Source organism: Streptomyces sp. NPDC004838 (assembly GCF_053600955.1).
The window spans coordinates 1-19,725 of sequence record NZ_JBSGAW010000054.1 but is presented as its reverse complement, the minus strand read 5'-3'; the positions used below and the strand labels follow the sequence as shown (position 1 = coordinate 19,725).

15 protein-coding genes and 1 rRNA gene are annotated in these 19,725 nt (G+C 69.5%); 7 read left to right on the top strand and 9 right to left on the bottom strand.

The window, feature by feature from the left end:
- Positions 1-201 precede the first annotated feature (201 nt).
- Positions 202-3,021: a preprotein translocase subunit SecA gene (gene secA, locus ACWEFL_RS35140; protein WP_451720986.1), complete on the bottom strand. Its 2,820-nt coding sequence runs from the start codon at positions 3,019-3,021 to the stop codon at positions 202-204.
- A 237-nt stretch (positions 3,022-3,258) separates the two neighbouring features.
- On the opposite strand from secA, the gene ACWEFL_RS35135 reads away from it, so the two are divergent.
- Positions 3,259-3,843, top strand: coding sequence for a GNAT family N-acetyltransferase (locus tag ACWEFL_RS35135; RefSeq protein WP_451720984.1), 585 nt, complete (start codon positions 3,259-3,261; stop codon positions 3,841-3,843).
- An 85-nt stretch (positions 3,844-3,928) separates the two neighbouring features.
- On the top strand, positions 3,929-5,092 hold the full coding sequence (locus ACWEFL_RS35130) for a winged helix-turn-helix domain-containing protein (RefSeq protein WP_451720982.1): 1,164 nt from the start codon (positions 3,929-3,931) through the stop codon (positions 5,090-5,092).
- A gap of 52 nt (positions 5,093-5,144) precedes the next feature.
- Here the strand turns inward: ACWEFL_RS35130 and ACWEFL_RS35125 are convergent, their stop codons facing one another.
- The 7 genes from ACWEFL_RS35125 to mtnA all read right to left on the bottom strand — a co-directional run bounded on the left by ACWEFL_RS35125 (position 5,145) and on the right by mtnA (position 13,839).
- Positions 5,145-5,891 (bottom strand): response regulator, encoded by a 747-nt coding sequence (locus ACWEFL_RS35125; protein WP_451720980.1) that lies wholly within the window; start codon positions 5,889-5,891, stop codon positions 5,145-5,147.
- Between the two features lie 204 nt (positions 5,892-6,095).
- Positions 6,096-6,785, bottom strand: coding sequence for a ribosome hibernation-promoting factor, HPF/YfiA family (gene hpf / locus ACWEFL_RS35120; protein WP_451720978.1), 690 nt, complete (start codon positions 6,783-6,785; stop codon positions 6,096-6,098).
- 353 nt (positions 6,786-7,138) lie between these two features.
- On the bottom strand, positions 7,139-7,894 hold the full coding sequence (locus tag ACWEFL_RS35115) for a ComF family protein (RefSeq protein ID WP_451720976.1): 756 nt from the start codon (positions 7,892-7,894) through the stop codon (positions 7,139-7,141).
- A 239-nt stretch (positions 7,895-8,133) separates the two neighbouring features.
- On the bottom strand, positions 8,134-9,984 hold the full coding sequence (locus ACWEFL_RS35110) for an LpqB family beta-propeller domain-containing protein (protein WP_451720974.1): 1,851 nt from the start codon (positions 9,982-9,984) through the stop codon (positions 8,134-8,136).
- Positions 9,974-12,001, bottom strand: a complete 2,028-nt coding sequence (gene mtrB, locus ACWEFL_RS35105; RefSeq protein ID WP_451720972.1) for an MtrAB system histidine kinase MtrB — start codon at positions 11,999-12,001, stop codon at positions 9,974-9,976. Before mtrB ends, ACWEFL_RS35110 begins: the two co-directional genes overlap by 11 nt.
- A gap of 1 nt (position 12,002) precedes the next feature.
- Positions 12,003-12,692, bottom strand: coding sequence for a two-component system response regulator MtrA (gene mtrA / locus ACWEFL_RS35100; RefSeq protein ID WP_359107466.1), 690 nt, complete (start codon positions 12,690-12,692; stop codon positions 12,003-12,005).
- A gap of 4 nt (positions 12,693-12,696) precedes the next feature.
- Positions 12,697-13,839, bottom strand: a complete 1,143-nt coding sequence (gene mtnA, locus ACWEFL_RS35095) for an S-methyl-5-thioribose-1-phosphate isomerase (RefSeq protein ID WP_451720970.1) — start codon at positions 13,837-13,839, stop codon at positions 12,697-12,699.
- Positions 13,840-14,021: 182 nt separating this feature from the next.
- Here mtnA and ACWEFL_RS35090 point away from each other — a divergent pair, with 182 nt between their 5' ends.
- Genes ACWEFL_RS35090 through ACWEFL_RS35070 form a run of 5 tightly spaced genes read left to right on the top strand, consistent with a single transcriptional unit; the run spans position 14,022 to position 19,452 of the window.
- Positions 14,022-15,245 (top strand): DUF7544 domain-containing protein, encoded by a 1,224-nt coding sequence (locus ACWEFL_RS35090; RefSeq protein WP_451720968.1) that lies wholly within the window; start codon positions 14,022-14,024, stop codon positions 15,243-15,245.
- Between the two features lie 25 nt (positions 15,246-15,270).
- On the top strand, positions 15,271-15,960 hold the full coding sequence (locus ACWEFL_RS35085) for a DUF4129 domain-containing protein (RefSeq protein WP_451720966.1): 690 nt from the start codon (positions 15,271-15,273) through the stop codon (positions 15,958-15,960).
- A complete protein-coding gene (locus ACWEFL_RS35080) occupies positions 15,957-17,141 on the top strand; it encodes a DUF4350 domain-containing protein (RefSeq protein ID WP_451720964.1) in 1,185 nt (394 codons plus the stop codon). Before ACWEFL_RS35085 ends, ACWEFL_RS35080 begins: the two co-directional genes overlap by 4 nt.
- The gene (locus tag ACWEFL_RS35075; protein ID WP_451720962.1) at positions 17,138-18,130 is read left to right on the top strand and encodes an AAA family ATPase; all 993 of its coding nucleotides are present in this window, start codon (positions 17,138-17,140) and stop codon (positions 18,128-18,130) included. Before ACWEFL_RS35080 ends, ACWEFL_RS35075 begins: the two co-directional genes overlap by 4 nt.
- A gap of 11 nt (positions 18,131-18,141) precedes the next feature.
- Entirely contained in the window at positions 18,142-19,452 is a 1,311-nt protein-coding gene (locus tag ACWEFL_RS35070; RefSeq protein WP_451720960.1) for a DUF58 domain-containing protein, read from the top strand.
- A gap of 178 nt (positions 19,453-19,630) precedes the next feature.
- On the opposite strand, the gene rrf is transcribed toward ACWEFL_RS35070, so the two are convergent.
- Positions 19,631-19,725: ribosomal RNA gene (gene rrf, locus ACWEFL_RS35065) — 5S ribosomal RNA — on the bottom strand; the annotation flags it as partial.

Below are 19,725 nucleotides of genomic sequence, written 5' to 3'. Positions count from 1 at the left end.
GGCCTGTACGCGCTCGCTGATCCGCTCGCTGATGTGCCCGAGAGCGAATACGAGCATCTCTTCCTTGGTGCGGGCCGGACACCGATCGGTGTCCGGCCCGGCCGTCCGTACGCGGCGGATCACGCGAACCTCACGGAACCCGCAGACCTCGCGGCCCACGTACTCCGCCCGAGAGGACAGCCGCGCTCCGCCCGGAAAGACCTACTTCTTACGGCGGCGCCCCGAGCTCCTCTGCGCCTTGCGCCGCTCGGCCCGGGTCATCCCGTCCGCTCCCGAACGAGCGGGCTGCTCCCCCCCGTTGTCGAAGTCGCCCTCGACGACGCCGCCCTCACCGTCCACCGTGGGAGCGGAGAAGTGCAGCCGATCCGGGCGCTGCGGGGCGTCGAGCCCCTTGGCGCGGATCTCGGGGCGCGCGGCGGGCACCTTGTCCTTCTTGTCGAGCGAGGGGCGCTCCGCCGCGTCCTGCACCGGGACCTCCTCGACCTGCTGCTCGACCTGGACCTCCAGGTTGAACAGATAGCCGACGGACTCCTCCTTGATGCCGTCCATCATGGCGGTGAACATGTCGAAGCCCTCGCGCTGGTACTCGACCAGGGGGTCCTTCTGCGCCATCGCGCGCAGGCCGATGCCCTCCTGGAGGTAGTCCATCTCGTAGAGGTGCTCGCGCCACTTGCGGTCGAGTACCGAGAGGACCACGCGCCGCTCCAGCTCGCGCATGATCTCCGAGCCGAGCTGCTTCTCGCGCTCGTCGTACTGCTCGTGGATGTCGTCCTTGATGGACTCGGCGATGAACTCGGCGGTGATCCCCGCCCGGTCCCCGGCCGCCTCCTCCAGCTCCTCGATACTCGCCTTCACCGGGTAGAGCTGCTTGAACGCGTTCCACAGGCGGTCGAGATCCCACTCCTCGGCGAATCCCTCGATGGTCTCCGCCTGGATGTAGGCGTCGATGGTGTCGTCCATGAAGTGGCGCACCTGCTCATGCAGGTCCTCGCCCTCCAGCACGCGACGGCGCTCTCCGTAGATGACCTCGCGCTGGCGGTTGAGCACCTCGTCGTACTTCAGGACGTTCTTCCGCGTCTCGAAGTTCTGCTGCTCGACCTGGGACTGGGCGGACGCGATCGCGCGCGTCACCATCTTGTTCTCGATCGGGACGTCGTCGGGGACGTTCGCCATCGACATGACGCGCTCGACCATCTGCGCCTTGAACAGCCGCATCAGATCGTCGCCGAGGGAGAGATAGAAGCGGGACTCGCCGGGGTCGCCCTGACGGCCGGAACGACCGCGCAGCTGGTTGTCGATACGGCGCGACTCATGGCGTTCGGTGCCCAGCACATACAGCCCGCCGAGGTCCGTGACCTCCTCGAACTCCGCGCGGACGGCCTGCTCGGCCTTCTCCAGCGCGGCGGGCAGCGCGGCGGCCCACTCCTCGACGTGCTCGACGGGGTCGAGGCCCCGCTGGCGCAGCTCCGCCTCGGCGAGGTCGTCGGGGTTCCCGCCGAGCTTGATGTCCGTACCACGGCCGGCCATGTTCGTGGCGACGGTGACGGCGCCCTTGCGGCCCGCCTGGGCGACGATGATCGCCTCACGGTCGTGCTGCTTGGCGTTGAGCACCTCGTGCTGGATGCCGCGCTTGTTGAGCTGCTGCGAGAGGTACTCGGACTTCTCGACCGACGTGGTGCCGACGAGGATCGGCTGGCCCTTGTCGTGCTTCTCCGCGATGTCGTCGACGACCGCGGAGAACTTCGCGACCTCGGTGCGGTAGATCAGGTCGGACTGGTCCATACGGATCATCGGCTTGTTGGTCGGGATCGGCACGACGCCGAGCTTGTAGATCTGGTGGAACTCGGCGGCCTCGGTCATCGCCGTACCGGTCATGCCGGCGAGCTTGTCGTAGAGGCGGAAGAAGTTCTGGAGGGTGATGGTGGCGAGGGTCTGGTTCTCGTCCTTGATGTCCACCCCTTCCTTCGCCTCGATCGCCTGGTGCATGCCCTCGTTGTAGCGGCGGCCGGCGAGGATACGGCCGGTGTGCTCGTCGACGATCATGACTTCGCCGTCGATGACGACGTAGTCCTTGTCCTTCTTGAAGAGTTCCTTGGCCTTGATGGCGTTGTTCAGATAGCCGACCAGGGGGGTGTTCACCGACTCGTACAGGTTGTCGATGCCCAGCCAGTCCTCGACCTTGGCGACACCGGACTCATGGATGGCCACGGTCCGCTTCTTCTCGTCGACCTCGTAGTCGCCGGTCTCCTCGATGCCCTTGAGCTGGTTGCCCGGCTCGCCCTTCGTCAGCCGGATGACCAGCTTGGCGAAGTCTCCGTACCACTTGGTGGCCTGGTCGGCGGGGCCGGAGATGATCAGCGGCGTACGGGCCTCGTCGACGAGGATCGAGTCGACCTCGTCGACGACGGCGAAGTTGTGGCCGCGCTGGACGAGCTCGTCCTTGGACCACGCCATGTTGTCGCGGAGGTAGTCGAAGCCGAATTCGTTGTTCGTGCCGTAGGTGATGTCGCAGGCGTACTGCTCGCGGCGCTGCGCGGGCGTCATGTTCGCGAGGATGCAGCCGACGGACAGGCCCAGGAACTTGTGGACGCGGCCCATCATCTCGGAGTCGCGCTCGGCCAGGTAGTCATTGACCGTGATCAGATGGACGCCCTTGCCGGAGAGCGCGTTGAGATACGTGGGGAGCGTACCCACGAGGGTCTTGCCCTCGCCGGTCTTCATCTCGGCGACATAGCCGAGGTGCAGCGCGGCGCCGCCCATCATCTGTACGTCGTAGTGGCGCTGGCCGAGAACGCGCTTGGCGGCCTCGCGGACGGTGGCGAACGCCTCGGGAAGAAGATCGTCAAGGCTGTCCTCGCCGCTGGCGAAGCGCTCCTTGTACTCTTCCGTGAGGGCCCGCAACTCGGCGTCGGAGAGGTTGACGAAGTCCTCTTCGATGGAGTTGACCTGGTCCGCGATGCGGTGCAGTTTGCGCAGGATCTTGCCTTCGCCTGCACGCATGAGCTTGTTGAAGACGGACACTGAGGCTGGTCTCCTTGCCGATCGGGCCCGGCTGGGTCGTGGTGGACACTGGCACGGGCACGGCAGGCGGGCCCTACCGCAACGGCCATCGTAAGCGAGGACCCCACCACGTCGGGAGGTCCGCAGCCAGCCAGGCCGCTAGTTGCCCGACATGAGAACGCGCGGGACGCGCGGAAGGTGCCGGTGAGGTACGAAAAGTGCTCGCTTCCGGCTCCGGGGTTGATCAGAATCCAGGACATGGAGCCCATCACTCTCACCACCGAGCGGCTGTTGCTGCGCACGTTCACGGACGACGACACGGAAGACGTCTACCGGATCTGCCAGGACCCCGACATCCAGCGCTGGACGACGGTTCCTTCCCCGTACGAGCGGCGGCACGCGGTCGATTTCACCGGGCAGACGGTGCCGGAGGGCTGGCACACGGGGACGATGTTCACGTTCGCGGTGCTCCCGCACGAGGGCGGCCCGCTGATGGCGTCGGTGGCGGTCACTCTGCGTAGCCTCTCGGGCGTGTGGGAGATCGGTTTCTGGACGGCCAGGGAGTTCCGGGGGCGCGGGATCATGACGGAGGCCGTGGGCGCGGTGGCGCACTGGACCTTCACCGGACTGGGCGGGACACGGCTGGAGTGGCGGGCCGAGGTCGGCAACGCGGCCTCACGGGCGGCGGCCGAGAAGGCGGGCTTCACGGTGGAGGGCGAGCTCCGGGCCGCGCTGCTGAACAAGGACACGCTGCGGGACACCTGGATCGGCTCCCTGCTCCCGTCGGACATCGGCCTGCCGAGCCGGCACGCGTACCTCCCGGCGTCCGCGGCACGGCAGTGACGGACTCCCCCGACCACGCCGGCCACGCCGACCGCTCCGACCGCGCCCCGGCCGGATGTCAGTGGCTGCGTCTATCGTGCGGACCATGACGACGCTGCCTCCTCCCGCCGCCGAACTCTCCGCCGACGAGGCCCGCCGCATAGCCCTGCGCGCCCAGGGATTCCTCGGCGCGCCGGACCGGCGCGCCGGTGTACGGGGCGTGCTGCGGCATCTGGGAGCGGTGCAGCTGGACACGATCTCGGTGCTGGCGCGTTCGCACGAACTGATTCCCTACGCCAGGCTCGGCGCGGTCGGCCGCAGAACCGTCGAGGACGCGTACTGGACCGAGGGCCACAGCTTTGAGTACTGGTCCCACGCGGCATGCATACTGCCCGTCGAGGAATGGCCGCACTTCGGCTTCCGCCGGCGCGCCTACCGGGCGCGGCCGCAGTGGTACCACGACCTTCCCGACGGCTCCTATGACACGGTGATCAAGCAGCTGCGCGCCGAGGGCCCCCTGACGGCGACGGAGCTGGGCGGTGCGAAGAACGGCGGGGAGTGGTGGGACTGGTCCGCCTCCAAGGTCTCGGTCGAGCGTGCGCTGATGTACGGCGAGGTGGTGTGCACCGAGCGGCGTGGCTGGAAGCGGGTGTACGACCTGGCGGAGCGGGCGATCCCCGCGGCTCTGCTGGAGACGGAGCTGGACGACGCGGAGTGTCTGCGGCGGCTCGTACGGCTGGCGGGGCAGTCGCTGGGTGTGGGGACGCGGGCGGACATCGCGGACTACCACCGGCTCAAGGGCGACCAGTTCGACAGGGTGGTGGCGGACTCCGGTCTGGTGCCGGTCACGGTCGAGGGCTGGTCCAAACCGGCCTGGGCCGATCCCGAGGCACTGGCGACCGTGCCACGCGGCCGTCATCGCACGACGCTGCTCTCGCCCTTCGACTCCCTCGTCTGGGAGCGTGCCCGCACGGAACGGATCTTCGGCTTCACCCACCGGCTGGAGGCGTACGTCCCCAAGCCGAAGCGGGTGTACGGCTACTTCGCGATGCCACTGCTGTCAGGCGGCAGGCTCCTCGGGCGGGTCGACCCGGCGCGCGAGGGCACGACGCTCGTGGCCAAGCAGGTGTCGCTGGACACCCCGAAGGCCGTCCGGCCCATGGCGCAGGCGCTGCTGGAGGCGGCGGAGTGGGTGGGCTGCGACGCGGTACGGGTCGAACGCGTCGACCGCCCCGAACTGGCCGCCCCCCTGATCTCCGCCCTCACCTGAACACTCCCCGGTCCTACCGCCCCGGCGTGCCCGGCCTGACCGGACCCGTCGGCTAGCGGATCTCCAGGATCTTCTCCCGCATCGCGTAGACCACGGCCTCCATCCTGGAGTGCAGTTGCAGCTTCTCCAGGATGTTGCGCACGTGGTTCTTGACGGTGTTCTCGGAGATGAACAGTTCCTTGGCGATGTCCCGGTTGTTCATGCCCGTGGCGACCAGTTTGAGTACCTCGACCTCCCGGTGGGTGAGCCGGGGCGCGGGCACGAGCCTGCGCTCGTCGGTGCGCTGGATCATCGACTTGAACTCGGTGAGCAGCTTGGACGCCATGGACGGGCTGATCTGCGACTGCCCGTCGGCGACCGCGCGGATCGCGGTGGCGACCTCGTCGGTGGAGATCTCCTTGAGGAGATAGCCGGTGGCGCCTGCCTTGATGGCGTCGTAGAGGTCGGCCTCCTCGTCGCTTATCGTCAGCATGATGATCTTGGCGCTGGGGGCTACCTCCTTGATCGAGGTGCATGCCTCGATGCCGCCCCGCCGCGGCATGCGCACATCCATCAGGACGATGTCCGGCAGCAGGTCGGCGGCCTTGTCGACCGCTTCCGCGCCGTCTCCCGCCTCGCCGACGACCTGGATGTCCTCTTCCTGGGCGAGGACGATCTCCAGCCCTCGCCGGAAGAGGGCATGGTCGTCCACCACGAGTACCCGGATCGGCTCGGCGCGGGAGCCGCCCGTGGCGGCCTCGACGACCGTGTCCCGGGCGCCGGCCGTGTCCTGTTGAACCGGTCCGAAGCTGTCCGCCATCGTTCCTCCCCCTGAAGGCCAGGGCCTGAAGGTCATGTCTGGTCCGCCAACGCCTGTGCACAGAGCACCGGTTGGTCCTACGACGCCATGCTTTCATGCCCGGACGTCAGAGCGGTGGTCCTGTGGCCGCGCGGTGGTGTCCCCGAGGGCGCACCGGGCGCTCGGGGACACCACCGTCACCACGCATGTCGCGTGACGGTCTGGTCAGCCGCCGAGCGCTCCTCCGGCGCCGCGCGCGTCCGATCCGGCCAGCGGGTCGGTCTCCAGATGAATGACGCCGTAGTCATAGGCGTGCCGCCGGTAGACGACACTGGGCTGCTTCGTCTCCGAGTCGACGAAGAGGTAGAAGTCGTGCCCGACCAGCTCCATCTCGTAGAGCGCCTGGTCGAGTGTCATGGGCGCCGCGGTGTGGATCTTCTCGCGGACCACCAGCGGGCCTTCGCCCTGGACTTCGAGCGAGCCGATCCTGGTGGTGGGAATGGAATCCAGCACTTCTTCGGCGGGGATGTGGCCATTGGCGTTCAACTCGGCGACGCCGGGAACGACATCGGCCACTTCGGCGGCCGACAGACGGCCGTTGCCGCGGCGGGTGTGGCGCTTGTCGTGCTGCTTGCGCAGCCGTGCTTCCAGTTTGCCCGTGGCGAGGTCGAGCGCTGCGTACGGGTCGCCGGCCGACGCCTCCGCCCGGATCACCGGGCCGCGGGAGTGAAGTGTGATCTCCACACGGTCCGAACGGTCGGCCTGCCGCGGGTTGTGCTCCTTGGACACCTCGACGTCCAGGCTGATCACCTTGGCGTCGAGCTTCTGGATCTTGTCCAGCTTCAGCTTCTCGGCCACGTGCTTACGGAACCGCTCAGGCACCTCGGTCTTGCGGCCCTTGACGACGATGTCCACGCAGAACTCCGTTCCCGGATCGCTCCGCTCACTCAGCGGCTGCGGAGCCTCTCCCTCTTGCACCAGACCCCGGTGATTCGCCGGAGCCTCGGACTAGGCGACTTTCACCTCCTCCTCCCCAGTCGACAAGATCCCCACCCCACCAACTTTCGAGGTTTTCCGTTGCCTCGATTCCCTGGCCGACAGCACGGCAGTGCATTCGGTGAAGTACGGGACCTCGTTCCGCACATCCTCACAACCGAACATAGCTCGATCGGTAGGGTGTCGGCACCCGCTACCAGCGCGTACCTCCGTTCCAAGGTCTTTCTTCCCTCATTACCTGCAACGTCGCAGGTAATCGATCAGTTCCGGATTTACTCGAAAGAGATCGGCGGCGCGGCGACCACGGCCGCGTACAACTCTGCGCGACGGGGCGATCGCGCCTCCGATGCGGCGGGCCCGGTCGGTCTCGCGGCCCTTGTCCACGGCCCCGCCTCGCGGACGGCCCGCGCCGCCTCCGCGAGCGAGGCGCCGGTCGTCATCAGGTCGTCCACCAGCACCACCCGGCCGCTCTCCAGGAGCCTGCCGGCGCCGGCCACGGCCCTCAGGGCACCCGCCAGATTCTCCGTCCTCTCCCGAGCCGTGAGGCCCGATTGGTCGACCACTTCACGCCACTGCCGCAACACGGGCAGCGCCCTCGCCTCCGTCCCCGTGCGCCGCAGCTCTCCGGCCGCGGCCAGGGCGATCCGCCGCGCCGCGTCGTGCCCCCTCGCCCGCACCACGCGCCGCGCGGACGGCACCGGCACGAGCAGCAGCGGCCCCGCCGCCCGGCCGACCGGGGGCACCGCGGCCCGCACGGCACCGGCGAGCGCGACGCCGAGGGGCCGGGCGAGCCCCAGAGCGCCCCGCTCCTTGTGCGCGAGCAGCACCGCCCGTACGGCGTCGGCATACGGGGCGGCCGCATGCACGGCCGGCAGGCCCGCGGGCTCGGGCACCGGCCTCGTCCGGCGCGCAGCGGAGCCGTACAGCTCATGCGCGCACCTCTCGCACAGCGGCGTGCGGGGATCACCGCAGCCACCGCATGCGGCCGGCAGCACCAGGCCGCAGATCTCCTGCCACCACCTCCGCATGACCACAACTGTGCCAAGGCTCCGGGAGCCCCGCCACCCCTGTGGATAACTCTCGGGAACTGCCCTCTGACCTGGGCTTCCGTCGGCTGGGCCAACCCGGTGAAGATCATCCTGCCCACGGGCCGGGGCCCGATGCGGCCGCACCGCGGAGGAGGCCGAAGAGGTTCCCCGCCCGCTCAGGGGGCTCAAGCGGAAGGAATCCTCGTCCTGACTGCGGCACTGTGACCGCTCTGTGGTGCTCAGCCGGGATAGACGGGAGCCGAGCCTTCCTTGACCATCGTCTGCCAGTTGGCGCCGGACGGCAGCCGCACGATGCCGTCGTCCTCCGAGTACGCCACCAGTGGACGGCTCTCGTCACCCGACGCGGCCACCGACCTCACCCGGTTGAGCCCCGGCAGGAGATCCGCCGCCGACGTGGAACCGTCCGTCCCCATGTAGCGCACCTGCGGAACCCCGCCGGCCTCCCTGCCGACCACCACGAGGCGGCTGGGACCCGCCCAGGACACGGCCGTCACCGTCTCCATCTGGGGTGCCGCCTGCCGTAGCTCGGTGACGGCCACCACCGGGTCGTCCGGAGAGCCCTGGCGCTCCACCCGCCCGATCTGCAGGGTGGTCTTCCCGTCCTTCTCCAGCAGCAGCGCGATACGCGCACCGTCCGCCGAAACCCTCAGCGACTCGATCCGCCCACCGTCGAGCCCCGGAATGATCCGGACGTTCTGGGGCCGTCCCTTTCCGCCCGCGAGGCGGAACAGCGCCGGCTGCTCGGGATTGCGGTCGGCGACCCACAGATCGCCGCGCCCGTCCCAGCTGGGCGCGGAGAGACGGTCGTTCTGCTTCCTGCCCTTGCTCTGCAGCACCGGTGGAGCCGGATCGCCGTCGATGGTGATCGACGCGACGCGGAGTTCCTTGTGGTCCTTGGAGACCGCCGCCGCCATGCGTTCGTCACGGGCCACGGCTACCTGGCTCATCGGGACCCGCCCGTCTCCGAACGGCCCCGACACCTGCGCCGGCTCGCTGATCTCCTTCGCACCGCCCGGCAGCATCGCCAGCCGGTTCTGGGCGTCCACGAAGTACTGGTTGACCGGCCGGCCCGAGGCATTGTCCGGCGCGTACCCCTCCTCCTGACCACTGGGGAGGACACAGAGCTGGGAGCCGTCGGCGCGCTGCAGCTCCACCTGCTCCACCCGTGTGGACGACACGTCCTTCAGGGTGAACATGATCTGCGCGGCCATCTTGGTGCACTGCGTACGCCCCACATTGGACGCCTTCTCGTTGAGCGGCACCTTCAGAGCGTCCCGGTCGTCGAACGTCAGCGATGTGACGCCCCTCTTCAGCGTCGTCCCCGTCGGGAACGGCGACTCCACCACCGGTTTCAGCCAGTTCGTCGGCCCCTCCAGCAGCGCCTTGACCGACTGGGTGACCGGATCCATCCGAGTGACCGGATCCATCCGCTGCCGGATGAAGACCGGATCGGCGACCACCTTGCTCTGCCCGGTGGCGAAGTAGTACTTGTTCACCTGCCGGTAGTTCCGCTGGAAGTCGGACGCACCGAGCACCAGACCCGGCGGCAGACTGTCGATGCGCCACTCCTTGCCGTCCGGACCGTTCCGCTGCGACAGATGAATGGTCCGCTGGTAGTCATCGGGCGGGATGGCCTGGTAGGCGTGCTGGGAGTCCACCGTGGCTATCTGCTTGCCGTAGAGCGGGAAGTCCCAGCCCGGATTGTCCCGGCCGCCTTGCCGTCCGTTGCCCGCGTCGGGCGCCGCCGCGAGCACGGTCGTGCTCTCCTCCGGCCGCCACTTCTGGGATGTCTCCGGCGCCAGATACTTCCGTGCGGTGGCGAAGTCCGCGTCGTCGCTGGTCATCGCCTCCAGGAATCCCGCGACGATCTCTTCGGGCGTCGCCCCCTGCCTCGGCGGCACCGCGTACACCCGTACCTGGGAATCGGCCGGCGGGGACGCCTTGACGGCATGGATGTCGCCGCTGTCGGGCATCGAGGCGCAACCGGCCAGCAGCACCCCGGTGCCGCCGAGGAGCGCGCCGAGGCGCACCCCGCCCCGGCGGCCGTTCCGACGAGGGTCAGCGCCCACGAGTCGTGTCCTCCCGGTCCGAAGAAACCTCTGCCGTGGGGTCGTCCTGCCACTCCCCCGCCGGACGGGCCACCACCCGCGCGCCGTTGCCGGGCAGCGCGGCCGGATCGACGCCGGCCGGAGCCGTGCCGGGCGCCGCCGGGACAAGCGGCGGCACGGGCAGCGGCGCGCCGCCCGACGCGGACTGAACGGGTACGGAGGCCAGCCGGTTCCCCGGCTCCCTGGACGACGCCGCCTGCGCCTGGGCACGCTCCCGGTTCTGCCGCGAGTCCTCCGGTTCCAGCGGAATCGGCGAACCGCGCAGCGGTTCGTCCGCCGTACGCGGCAGGGTGAGCCGGAACTGCGAGCCCCCACCGGGCTCGCCCCACGCCTGCAGCCAGCCGCCGTGCAGCCGGGCGTCCTCGACGGCGATGGAGAGACCGAGGCCGGTCCCGCCGGTGGTACGGGCCCGTGCCGGGTCGGCCCGCCAGAAACGGTTGAACACCCGGGTCGCCTCACCGGGTTTCAGCCCCACCCCGTAGTCCCTCACAGCGACCGCGACGGCTCCCCCGGCGACCGCCATCCGCACGATCACATCCCGTCCGTCGCCGTGCTCGACGGCGTTGACGACCAGGTTGCGCAGTACACGTTCCACCCTGCGGGCGTCTGCCTCGGCCACGACCGGCTGCTCGTCGCCGATCACCCGTATCCGGCTGCCCTTGCGCTCGGCCAGCGGCTCGGCACCGCCGATCACCCGCCGTACGACTTCCCGCAGGTCTATCGCCTCGGCCTCCAGCGCCGCGGCTCCCGCGTCGAAGCGGCTGATCTCCAGCAGATCGGAGAGCAGCGACTCGAAGCGGTCCAGCTGGTCGCCGAGAAGCTCGGCCGAGCGCGCCGTCACCGGATCGAAGTCGCTGCGCGCCTCGTGGATGACGTCGGCGGCCATACGCACGGTCGTGAGCGGCGTACGCAGCTCGTGCGAGACGTCGGAGACGAAGCGCCGCTGCATCCGCGACAGCTCCTCCAGCTGCTGGATCTTGAGCTGCAGGTTCTGCGCCATCTTGTTGAAGGCTTCACCGAGCCGGGCGATGTCGTCTTCCCCGGTGACCTTCATCCGTTCCTGGAGCCGGCCCGCGGAGAGCCGTTCGGCGATCCCCGCCGCCATCCGCACCGGTGTCACGACCTGTCGCACCACGAGCCAGGCGATGGCTCCCAGCAGCACGACCACGAAGAGCCCCGCGGTGGCGAGCGTGCCTCTGACGAGGTTGAGCGACTGCTCCTCCTGGGCCAGCGGGAACAGGTAGTACAGCTCGTAGGAACTGCCCTCGACGTCGTTCAGACGCGTACCGACGGCGAGTCCGGGCTCCGCCGCCCGCTCCCCGTTGTTGTACTTGATCCGGATGTACGTCTCATGCGTCCCCGCGTCCTGGCGGACGACCTCGCGCAGGGTCTCGGGAATCGACGCCGGGTCCACGCTCCCCGATGTACGGGGGCCGCGGCTGGAGCCGGCGCCTTCGAATTCGGCACTGAGCGCCACCACGTTGAACGCTCCCTGGCCACCGCTGGCCAGCCGCTCCACCAGATCGGACCGCCAGGAACTCGTGACCGTGGGGCCGTCCGCCCCAGCGCCGTCCGGCCCACCGGGTCCGACCGGAACGTTCGCTTCCTCCCGTGCCACGGCGAATCCGCCGGCCGCCTGGCTCCGCGCCGCCTGCCCCTTGGCGTCCAGGAGGCCGTTGCGTACCTGGCCGATGACGACGAACCCGAGGAGGACGACCACGCCGACCGACATCAACAGCGTCGTCACCACGATCCGGAGCTGAATGTTCCGTCGCCATAGGCGCACAGCAGGCAGCAGCGGGCGTCGAACCCAGCGCATGACGAGCCTGAGCATCAGACGTCCGGGCTCACCGTCCTGGCCCGACCGCCTGCCCTGCAGCAGACGACCGAGCCACGACGGTCCATGCCACGGTCCGGCAGGCCGCCCCGTACGGACTCCCGGCTCCCCGGGCTTCCGAGCAGCGCCGCCGCCGGGCATCTCAGCTCGGTCCGGCCTTGTAACCGACACCACGGACGGTCACCACGATCTCCGGGCGCTCCGGGTCCTTCTCGACCTTGGAACGCAGCCGCTGAACATGCACGTTCACCAGCCGGGTGTCCGCCGCGTGACGGTACCCCCAGACCTGCTCAAGCAGGACCTCACGAGTGAACACCTGCCACGGCTTGCGTGCGAGCGCCACCAGCAGATCGAACTCAAGAGGGGTCAGCGCGATGGACTGGCCGTCCCGCTTCACCGAGTGACCCGCGACATCGATGATGAGATCCCCGATGGTCAACTGCTCCGGCGCGGGCTCCTCCGATCTCCTGAGCCGCGCCCTGATGCGGGCGACCAGCTCTTTCGGTTTGAACGGCTTGACGATGTAGTCATCGGCTCCGGACTCGAGTCCGACGACGACGTCCACGGTGTCGCTCTTCGCGGTGAGCATCACGATCGGCACACCGGACTCGGCCCTGATCAGGCGGCACACCTCGATGCCGTCCCTTCCGGGCAGCATGAGGTCCAGCAGCACAAGATCCGGCTTGGCCTCGCGGAAAGCAGCGAGGGCCTTGTCGCCATCCGCTACGAACGACGGCTCGAAACCTTCTCCACGCAGCACAATTCCGAGCATCTCGGCCAGTGCGGTGTCGTCGTCGACGACAAGGACTCGTCCCTTCATAATCGACATCATCCCATTAGCTAATCGTTACCTGGCGTGACCTGACACACAGCTCCGCTACTCCGACCCCGGTGACCGGCGACAACGTGCCTTCCTCGGTCACGATCGCGGTCACCAGTTCCGGCGGAGTCACATCGAAAGCAGGGTTGTACGCCTGTGTTCCCAGCGGCGCAACCGGGAGCCCTCCTCCGGCTCCCCCCGCAGCCCCCGCCGACTGCGGAGAAGTGACCTCCGTGACCTCGTGCCCGGCCCTCTGCTCCACCTCGATCGCCGCCCCGTCCGGGGTGGAGAGATCGATCGTGGTCGTGGGCGCGACCACGACGAACGGCACATGGTGGTACTTCGCCAGCACGGCGAGCGGATAACTCCCCACTTTGTTCGCCACCGCGCCGTCCGCCGCTATCCGGTCGGCGCCTATGAGTACCGCATCCACCTCCCCCGCCGCGAACAGAGAGCCGGCGGCGTTGTCCGTGAGCAGGGTGTACGCCATGCCGCTGCGAGCCGCCTCGTACGCCGTCAGCCGGGCCCCCTGCAGCAGCGGCCTCGTCTCATCCACCCACAGCCGCCGCAGCCTGCCGGACCGGTGGGCACGGAGAGCGACGGCGAACGCGGTGCCCTCCCCGCCCGAAACCAGGGCCCCGGTATTGCAGTGGGTGAGGATCCGGTGGCCACCCCCGGGAAGCAGCTCATCGAGCAGAGCGAGTCCGTGCCCGGCCATGCGGGCGCTGGCATCGGCGTCCTGCCGGTGCAGCTCCCTGGCGGCCCTGAGCGCCGCCTGCGCGGCCTTCTCGGCTCCTGCGCCCGCCGCCGCCCGATATGCCTTGGCCGCTCGCCGTACGCCGTACGCCAGATTCACCGCGGTGGGCCGCGAGCGCTCCAGCAGCCCGGCGGCTTCCTCGACGTCGTAGCCCCGCACAGCGGCGAGAGCCACGCCGTAGGCGCCCGCGATGCCCAGCAGGGGCGCACCGCGCACGGCGAGCGTCCTGATCGCCCGCACCAGAGCGGGCACATCGGTGCAGACCAGTTCGACCTCCTCGGCGGGGAGCCTGGTCTGGTCGAGGAGCACCAGCGCGGGCCCTTCGGGCGGCTCTTCCCAGCGCAGGACCCGAAGCGAAGGCGGCTCGCCGCCGGCCTGCCGTTGCGCGTACTGATCAGCCATCTGCCCAGTCTGCCCCGTACGGCTCGGACAATGAAGGTGCGAAGGTGATGCAGGGGCCCCACCGCCGCAGGGCAGTGCGTGGCACGATGGCTGCCAGCCTGCCGGTTCCCTACGCGGCCGGGCCCTCGGCATATGTCGGCTCGCCGGGCCGATCCCACAACCAATCCACGAGGTGGACGACCGTGAACGACACTCCGGGCTGGGCCTCGCCCGGATCTGCCAATCCCGACGACCGGGACGCCACGGTGCCCCGGCCCGCCGAACCCGCCGACCAGCACGGTCCGGACTCGAAGTGGTCGAGCAACCAACCACCCCCCGGTCACTGGTCCGCGCCGAGCGGCCCTGATCAGCACCGTGCTCCCTCGCCCCAGCCGGGGCCCGGCTGGGGCGGCGGCCAGCCGCAGGGCGGCTGGGGCCGGCCGCCGGCGGCCGAGCCGGGTGTCATCCCGCTCCGGCCGCTGAGCGTCGGCGAGATCCTCGACGGCGCCGTCTCCACGATGCGCGCGCACTGGCGCACGGTCCTCGGCATCACGATCACCGTCTCCGTGATCTCCGAGATCGGCACCATCCTGGCCTTGCGCTATCTGCTCCCGGAACCGGTGGAGATCGACCCCGACGCCGACACTGCGGAGGCCATGCGGCAACTCGGCGACTCTCTCCAGTCCAGCCTGCTCTCGCTCGGCCCGGTGATGATCATCACCCTGGTCGGCACGCTCTTCACCACAGCACTCCTCACCATGGTCATCAGCCGCTCTGTGCTGGGCCAGCCGGTGACGCTGTCCGAGGCATGGCAGCAGGCCCGACCGCGGCTGCTCCAGCTCCTCGGGCTGACGGTGCTGCTGCCGCTCATCGGCGCGGGGATCGTGAGCGTGGCGGTCCTGCCCGGACTGCTGCTCGGCGGCGGAGGGGGAGCGGCACTGGTCGCCCTCGCGGGCATCGTGTCCCTCGCCGTCGTCATCTGGCTGATGACGCGCTTCGCTCTCGCCTCGCCGGCGCTGATGCTGGAGCGTCAGGGCGTGATAGCCGCCATGCGCCGCTCCGCGAAACTCGTCCAGGGCGCATGGTGGCGGACCTTCGGCGTCCTCGCGCTGACGGTACTGCTGACCTTCGTCGTGGCCATGGTCGTCTCGATTCCGTTCAGCCTCATCGCCCTCGCCGTGGACGGCGGGGAACTCGCCAACGCCTTCGGCGGGGACCAGCCCGAATTCGGCTGGTCGTACCTGATCATCTCGGGCATCGGCGCAGTGATCGCCTCCTCGATCACCTACCCGATCTCCGCGGGTGTGACCGTTCTCCTCTACATCGACCAGCGCATCCGCCGTGAGGCACTCGACCTCGAACTCGGCCGCGCGGCCGGTGTTCCCGGTTACGGCTCCGGGCAGCCCGACGACACGCCCAGGAGCTGATGGGGTGGCGGCCTCGGGGGAAGCGATGACGGCATGGCCTCTGATCCACGCGAGCGGCGACACAGCCGTCGGGCCGGATGTGCCGGTGGACATCCCCCGTGACCCCGCACGGGAGGCGGCGGAGCGGGAACTGTCCAAGCCGATGTACCACGAGAACGACCCGAACCTTCTCCAACGCGCCATCAACAGGTTCTGGGAGTGGGTCGGCGACCTCCTGAGCGCCGCGGCCGGTTCCGCTCCCGGCGGAGTCGTCGGTCTCGTCGTCATCGCCCTGATCGTCGTAGCGCTGATCGCCGCACTCTGGTGGCGTTTGGGCACCCCCCGTCGAACCCTCGTCTCATCGGCCGGCTCCCTCTTCGACGACGCGCCCCGCAGCGCCTCCGAACACCGTGCCGCCGCCGAGGCCCACGCGGCTGCCGGACGCTGGAACCAGGCCGTCCAGGAACGCATGCGGGCCGTCGTCCGCTCCCTGGAGGAACGGGCCCTCCTCGATCCCCGCCCCGGCCGCACCGCCGACGAGGCCGCCGCCGAGGGAGGACGATCCCTTCCCGGACACGCCGATGGACTCCGCACCGCCGCGGGCGAGTTCGACGATGTCACATACGGTGGCCGCACCGCCGATGAGCAGACATACGTACGCCTGCGGGATCTGGACCTCGAACTGCTGCGCGCAAAGCCCGAATCGGCCGCCGCGGCCCGAGGAGCAGTGGGATGAACGGGGTCGCCCGCAGCACCACCTCCATGTCCCCCACCGGCCACCAGGTGTGGACCCGCGTCCGCGGCCCCCTGCTCGCGCTCGTCATCCTCATCGTGGCCGGACTCACCATGGCCGCCCTGCGCTCCGGTGACCAGCACGGCAGCCTGGATCCGCGCTCCGCCGACCGTCTCGGCAGCCGAGCTGTCGCCGAACTCCTCAAGGACCACGGTGTCTCCACCCGAGTGGTCACCACCCTCGCGGAAGCGGGCAGCGCGGCAGGTCCCGACACAACCCTCCTGGTGGCCACCCCCGACCTGCTGACGGACGACCAGCAGCGGACTCTCCGCGCCGCGACGGACTCCTCCGGCGGACGCACCGTCCTGGTCTCCCCCGGCCCGGCGTCCGTCGGCACCCTGGCCCCAGGCGTCCGTACCGGTTCCACGGCCACCGTTTCGGCACGCGCCCCCCGGTGCTCCCTGCCGACCGCGCGCAGAGCCGGCGACGCCGACCTCGGCGGCGATCGATACATCACCGACGCCCCGAAGGCCGACCGCTGCTACCCGAGCGACGGGCTGCCCACTCTCGTCAGGACCGACGCCCCCGGCGGTGGAGACACGGTCCTGATCGGCTCGGCCGACATCCTCCACAACCACCGCCTCGGCAAGAACGGCAACGCCTCTCTCGCCCTCCAGCTTCTCGGTTCCCGCGCCCATCTGGTCTGGTACCTCCCTTCACTCAGCGACGGCTCAGCAGCCTCGGACGAGGGCGAGAGCTTCTCCGAACTGATCCCTTCCGGCTGGCTCTGGGGCACACTCCAGCTCTTCATCGCGGTCGTCCTCGCCGCCATCTGGCGGGCCCGGCGGCTCGGGCCCCTCGTCACCGAACAGCTTCCCGTCGCCATCCGCGCCTCCGAATCGACGGAGGGCCGCGCCCGCCTCTACCACAGGACAAACGCCCGCGACCGTGCGGCCGAAGCCCTTCGCGCGGCCACCCGGATCCGCCTCGCCCCGCTTCTCGGCGTGGCCCCCGCGGACGCACACTCCCCGGCCGTCCTGCTGCCCTCCGTCACCACCCACCTGCCCACCACCGACCAGGACGTCATGGCACTGCTCTTCGGTCCCGCCCCGGCCGACGACAACGCCCTTGTCCACCTGGCAGACCAACTCGACGCCCTCGAAAGAGAGGTACGCACTTCATGAGCGCCCCGACACCCGAGACAGTCGAGACGGCTGAGAACTCGGACAGCGCCCGCGCTTCCCTGGAGGCGCTGCGCACCGAGATCGCGAAAGCCGTGGTCGGCCAGGATCCCGCTGTCACCGGACTCGTCGTGGCCCTGCTCTGCCGAGGCCATGTCCTTCTTGAGGGAGTACCCGGTGTCGCCAAGACGCTGCTGGTCCGGGCACTGGCGGAATCCCTCGACCTCGGCACCAAGCGCGTGCAGTTCACCCCCGATCTGATGCCCAGCGATGTCACCGGGTCTCTTGTCTACGACGCCCGCACCGCGGAATTCTCCTTCCAGCCCGGACCGGTCTTCACCAATCTGCTGATCGCCGACGAGATCAACCGCACGCCGCCCAAGACGCAGTCCTCGCTCCTGGAGGCGATGGAAGAACGCCAGGTCACGGTCGACGGCTCTCCTCGGCCCCTCCCCGACCCCTTTCTGGTCGTCGCGACCCAGAACCCTGTGGAATACGAAGGCACCTATCCGCTGCCCGAGGCCCAACTGGACCGCTTCCTCGTCAAACTGACGGTCCCGCTGCCCTCCCGCGAGGACGAGATCAACGTCCTGGCCCGCCACGCAGATGGTTTCGATGCGCGCGACCTGCGAGCAGCAGGCGTACGCACCGTCGCAAGCCCGGCCGATCTGGAAGCCGCGCGGGCCGCCGTCGCGAAGACATCCGTCTCTCCCGAAGTCACCGGCTACATCGTCGATATCTGTCGTGCCACCCGTGATTCCCCCTCACTGACTCTCGGTGTATCTCCCCGAGGCGCCACCGCACTCCTCTCCACCGCACGGGCCTGGGCCTGGCTCACCGGACGCGACTACGTCACCCCCGACGATGTGAAAGCACTGGCCCTGCCCACGCTGCGTCACCGGATCCAGCTCCGGCCGGAAGCGGAGATGGAAGGAGTCACCCCCGACTCCGTCATCACCGCGATCCTCAGCCACGTCCCCGTCCCCCGCTGAAGCCGCGCCCCATGGCCCTCACCGGAAGAACAGCACTCCTGGCCGCTCTCGGCTCTGTCCCCGTCGGCCTACTCGCGCCGAGCTGGACGGGGATGCTCGCTGTCAATGCGCCTCTCTCACTAGCAATCCTGTGCGACTACGCCCTCGCCGCGCCAGTGCGATCGCTCCGATTCACCCGAAGTGGTGATACATCAGTTCGACTCGGTGAGCGCGCGGAGGTCCAGCTGACCATCACCAACCCCTCCAACCGGCCGCTGCGGGCTTGGCTCCGCGACGCCTGGCCCCCCAGCAGCTGGGTGCCGGGTTCGGAACAGACCGCGTCCCGGCACCGGGTGACCGTGCCTCCCGGCGAACGCCGACGCGTCACCACCGTCCTGCGCCCCATCCGCCGCGGCGACCGTAGGGCCGAGCGCATCACGATCCGCTCGTACGGCCCGCTGGGCCTCGTCGCCCGCCAGAGCAACCACGACGTCCCCTGGACCGTACGGGTCCTCCCGCCCTTCACCAGCCGCAAGCATCTGCCGTCCCGGCTGGCCCGGCTGCGGGAGCTCGACGGCCGCACCAGCGTCCTCATCCGCGGCCAGGGCACCGAGTTCGACAGCCTCCGCGACTACGTACCGGGTGACGACACCCGCTCCATCGACTGGCGGGCCACGGCCCGCCAGTCGACCGTCGCCGTGCGCACCTGGCGCCCCGAGCGTGACCGCCACATCCTTGTGGTACTCGACACCGGCCGTACCTCGGCCGGCCGGGTCGGTGACGTTCCCAGGCTCGACGCCTCCATGGACGCGGCCCTTCTCCTCACCGCGCTCGCCTCCCGGGCCGGCGACCGCGTGGATCTCCTGGCGTACGACCGACGGGTCCGTGCCCAGGTCCAGGGCCGCTCGGCGGGCGATCTACTGCCGGCGATGGTGAACGCTCTCGCACCTTTGGAACCGGAACTGGTCGAGACCGATGCGCGGGGACTGGGGGCCGCCGTGCTGAAGAACGCCCCGCGCCGATCGATGATCGTGCTTCTCACCGGTCTGGACACCGCCCCGATCGAGGAGGGGCTGCTTCCTGTTCTTCCTCAGCTCACCAAGCGCCACACGGTGCTCGTGGCCTCGGTCGCCGACCCTCACGTCCGGGAGATGTCCATGGCGCGAGGCGATATCGAGGCCGTGTACAAAGCTGCGGCGGCCACTCAGGGCCAGGCACAACGTCGCCGGACGGCAGAACGGCTTCAGCAGTCCGGAGTGACTGTCGTGGACGCGACTCCGGAGCAGTTGGCCCCGGCTCTGGCAGATGCGTATCTCGCCCTCAAGGCTGCCGGCCGATTGTAGGAGTTCGTGCTACCGGAATGGGAGCGGACGGTAGCCGGCTGCCGAGCCGAGCCGTCGGGCGGTTATCGGCTGTGGCCGGTGCCCACCACCCACCCCATTCCCGCCCCGGAATACGAATAGGGGCCGGAAATGCGGAAAGGCCCCGCACCTGTGGTGCGGGGCCTCCCCCTCAATAATCGTTCGGCGGCGTCCTACTCTCCCACAGGGTCCCCCCTGCAGTACCATCGGCGCTGTAAGGCTTAGCTTCCGGGTTCGGAATGTAACCGGGCGTTT

Coding starts and splice junctions, on each gene's coding strand:
- ACWEFL_RS35135 (WP_451720984.1), top strand. CDS start 3,259: ATGGAGCCCATCACTCTCACCACCGAGCGGCTGTTGCTGCGCACGTTC.
- ACWEFL_RS35130 (WP_451720982.1), top strand. CDS start 3,929: ATGACGACGCTGCCTCCTCCCGCCGCCGAACTCTCCGCCGACGAGGCC.
- ACWEFL_RS35125 (WP_451720980.1), bottom strand. CDS start 5,891: ATGGCGGACAGCTTCGGACCGGTTCAACAGGACACGGCCGGCGCCCGG.
- ACWEFL_RS35115 (WP_451720976.1), bottom strand. CDS start 7,894: ATGCGGAGGTGGTGGCAGGAGATCTGCGGCCTGGTGCTGCCGGCCGCA.
- mtrB (WP_451720972.1), bottom strand. CDS start 12,001: ATGCCCGGCGGCGGCGCTGCTCGGAAGCCCGGGGAGCCGGGAGTCCGT.
- mtrA (WP_359107466.1), bottom strand. CDS start 12,692: ATGATGTCGATTATGAAGGGACGAGTCCTTGTCGTCGACGACGACACC.
- mtnA (WP_451720970.1), bottom strand. CDS start 13,839: ATGGCTGATCAGTACGCGCAACGGCAGGCCGGCGGCGAGCCGCCTTCG.
- ACWEFL_RS35085 (WP_451720966.1), top strand. CDS start 15,271: ATGACGGCATGGCCTCTGATCCACGCGAGCGGCGACACAGCCGTCGGG.
- ACWEFL_RS35080 (WP_451720964.1), top strand. CDS start 15,957: ATGAACGGGGTCGCCCGCAGCACCACCTCCATGTCCCCCACCGGCCAC.
- ACWEFL_RS35075 (WP_451720962.1), top strand. CDS start 17,138: ATGAGCGCCCCGACACCCGAGACAGTCGAGACGGCTGAGAACTCGGAC.
- ACWEFL_RS35070 (WP_451720960.1), top strand. CDS start 18,142: ATGGCCCTCACCGGAAGAACAGCACTCCTGGCCGCTCTCGGCTCTGTC.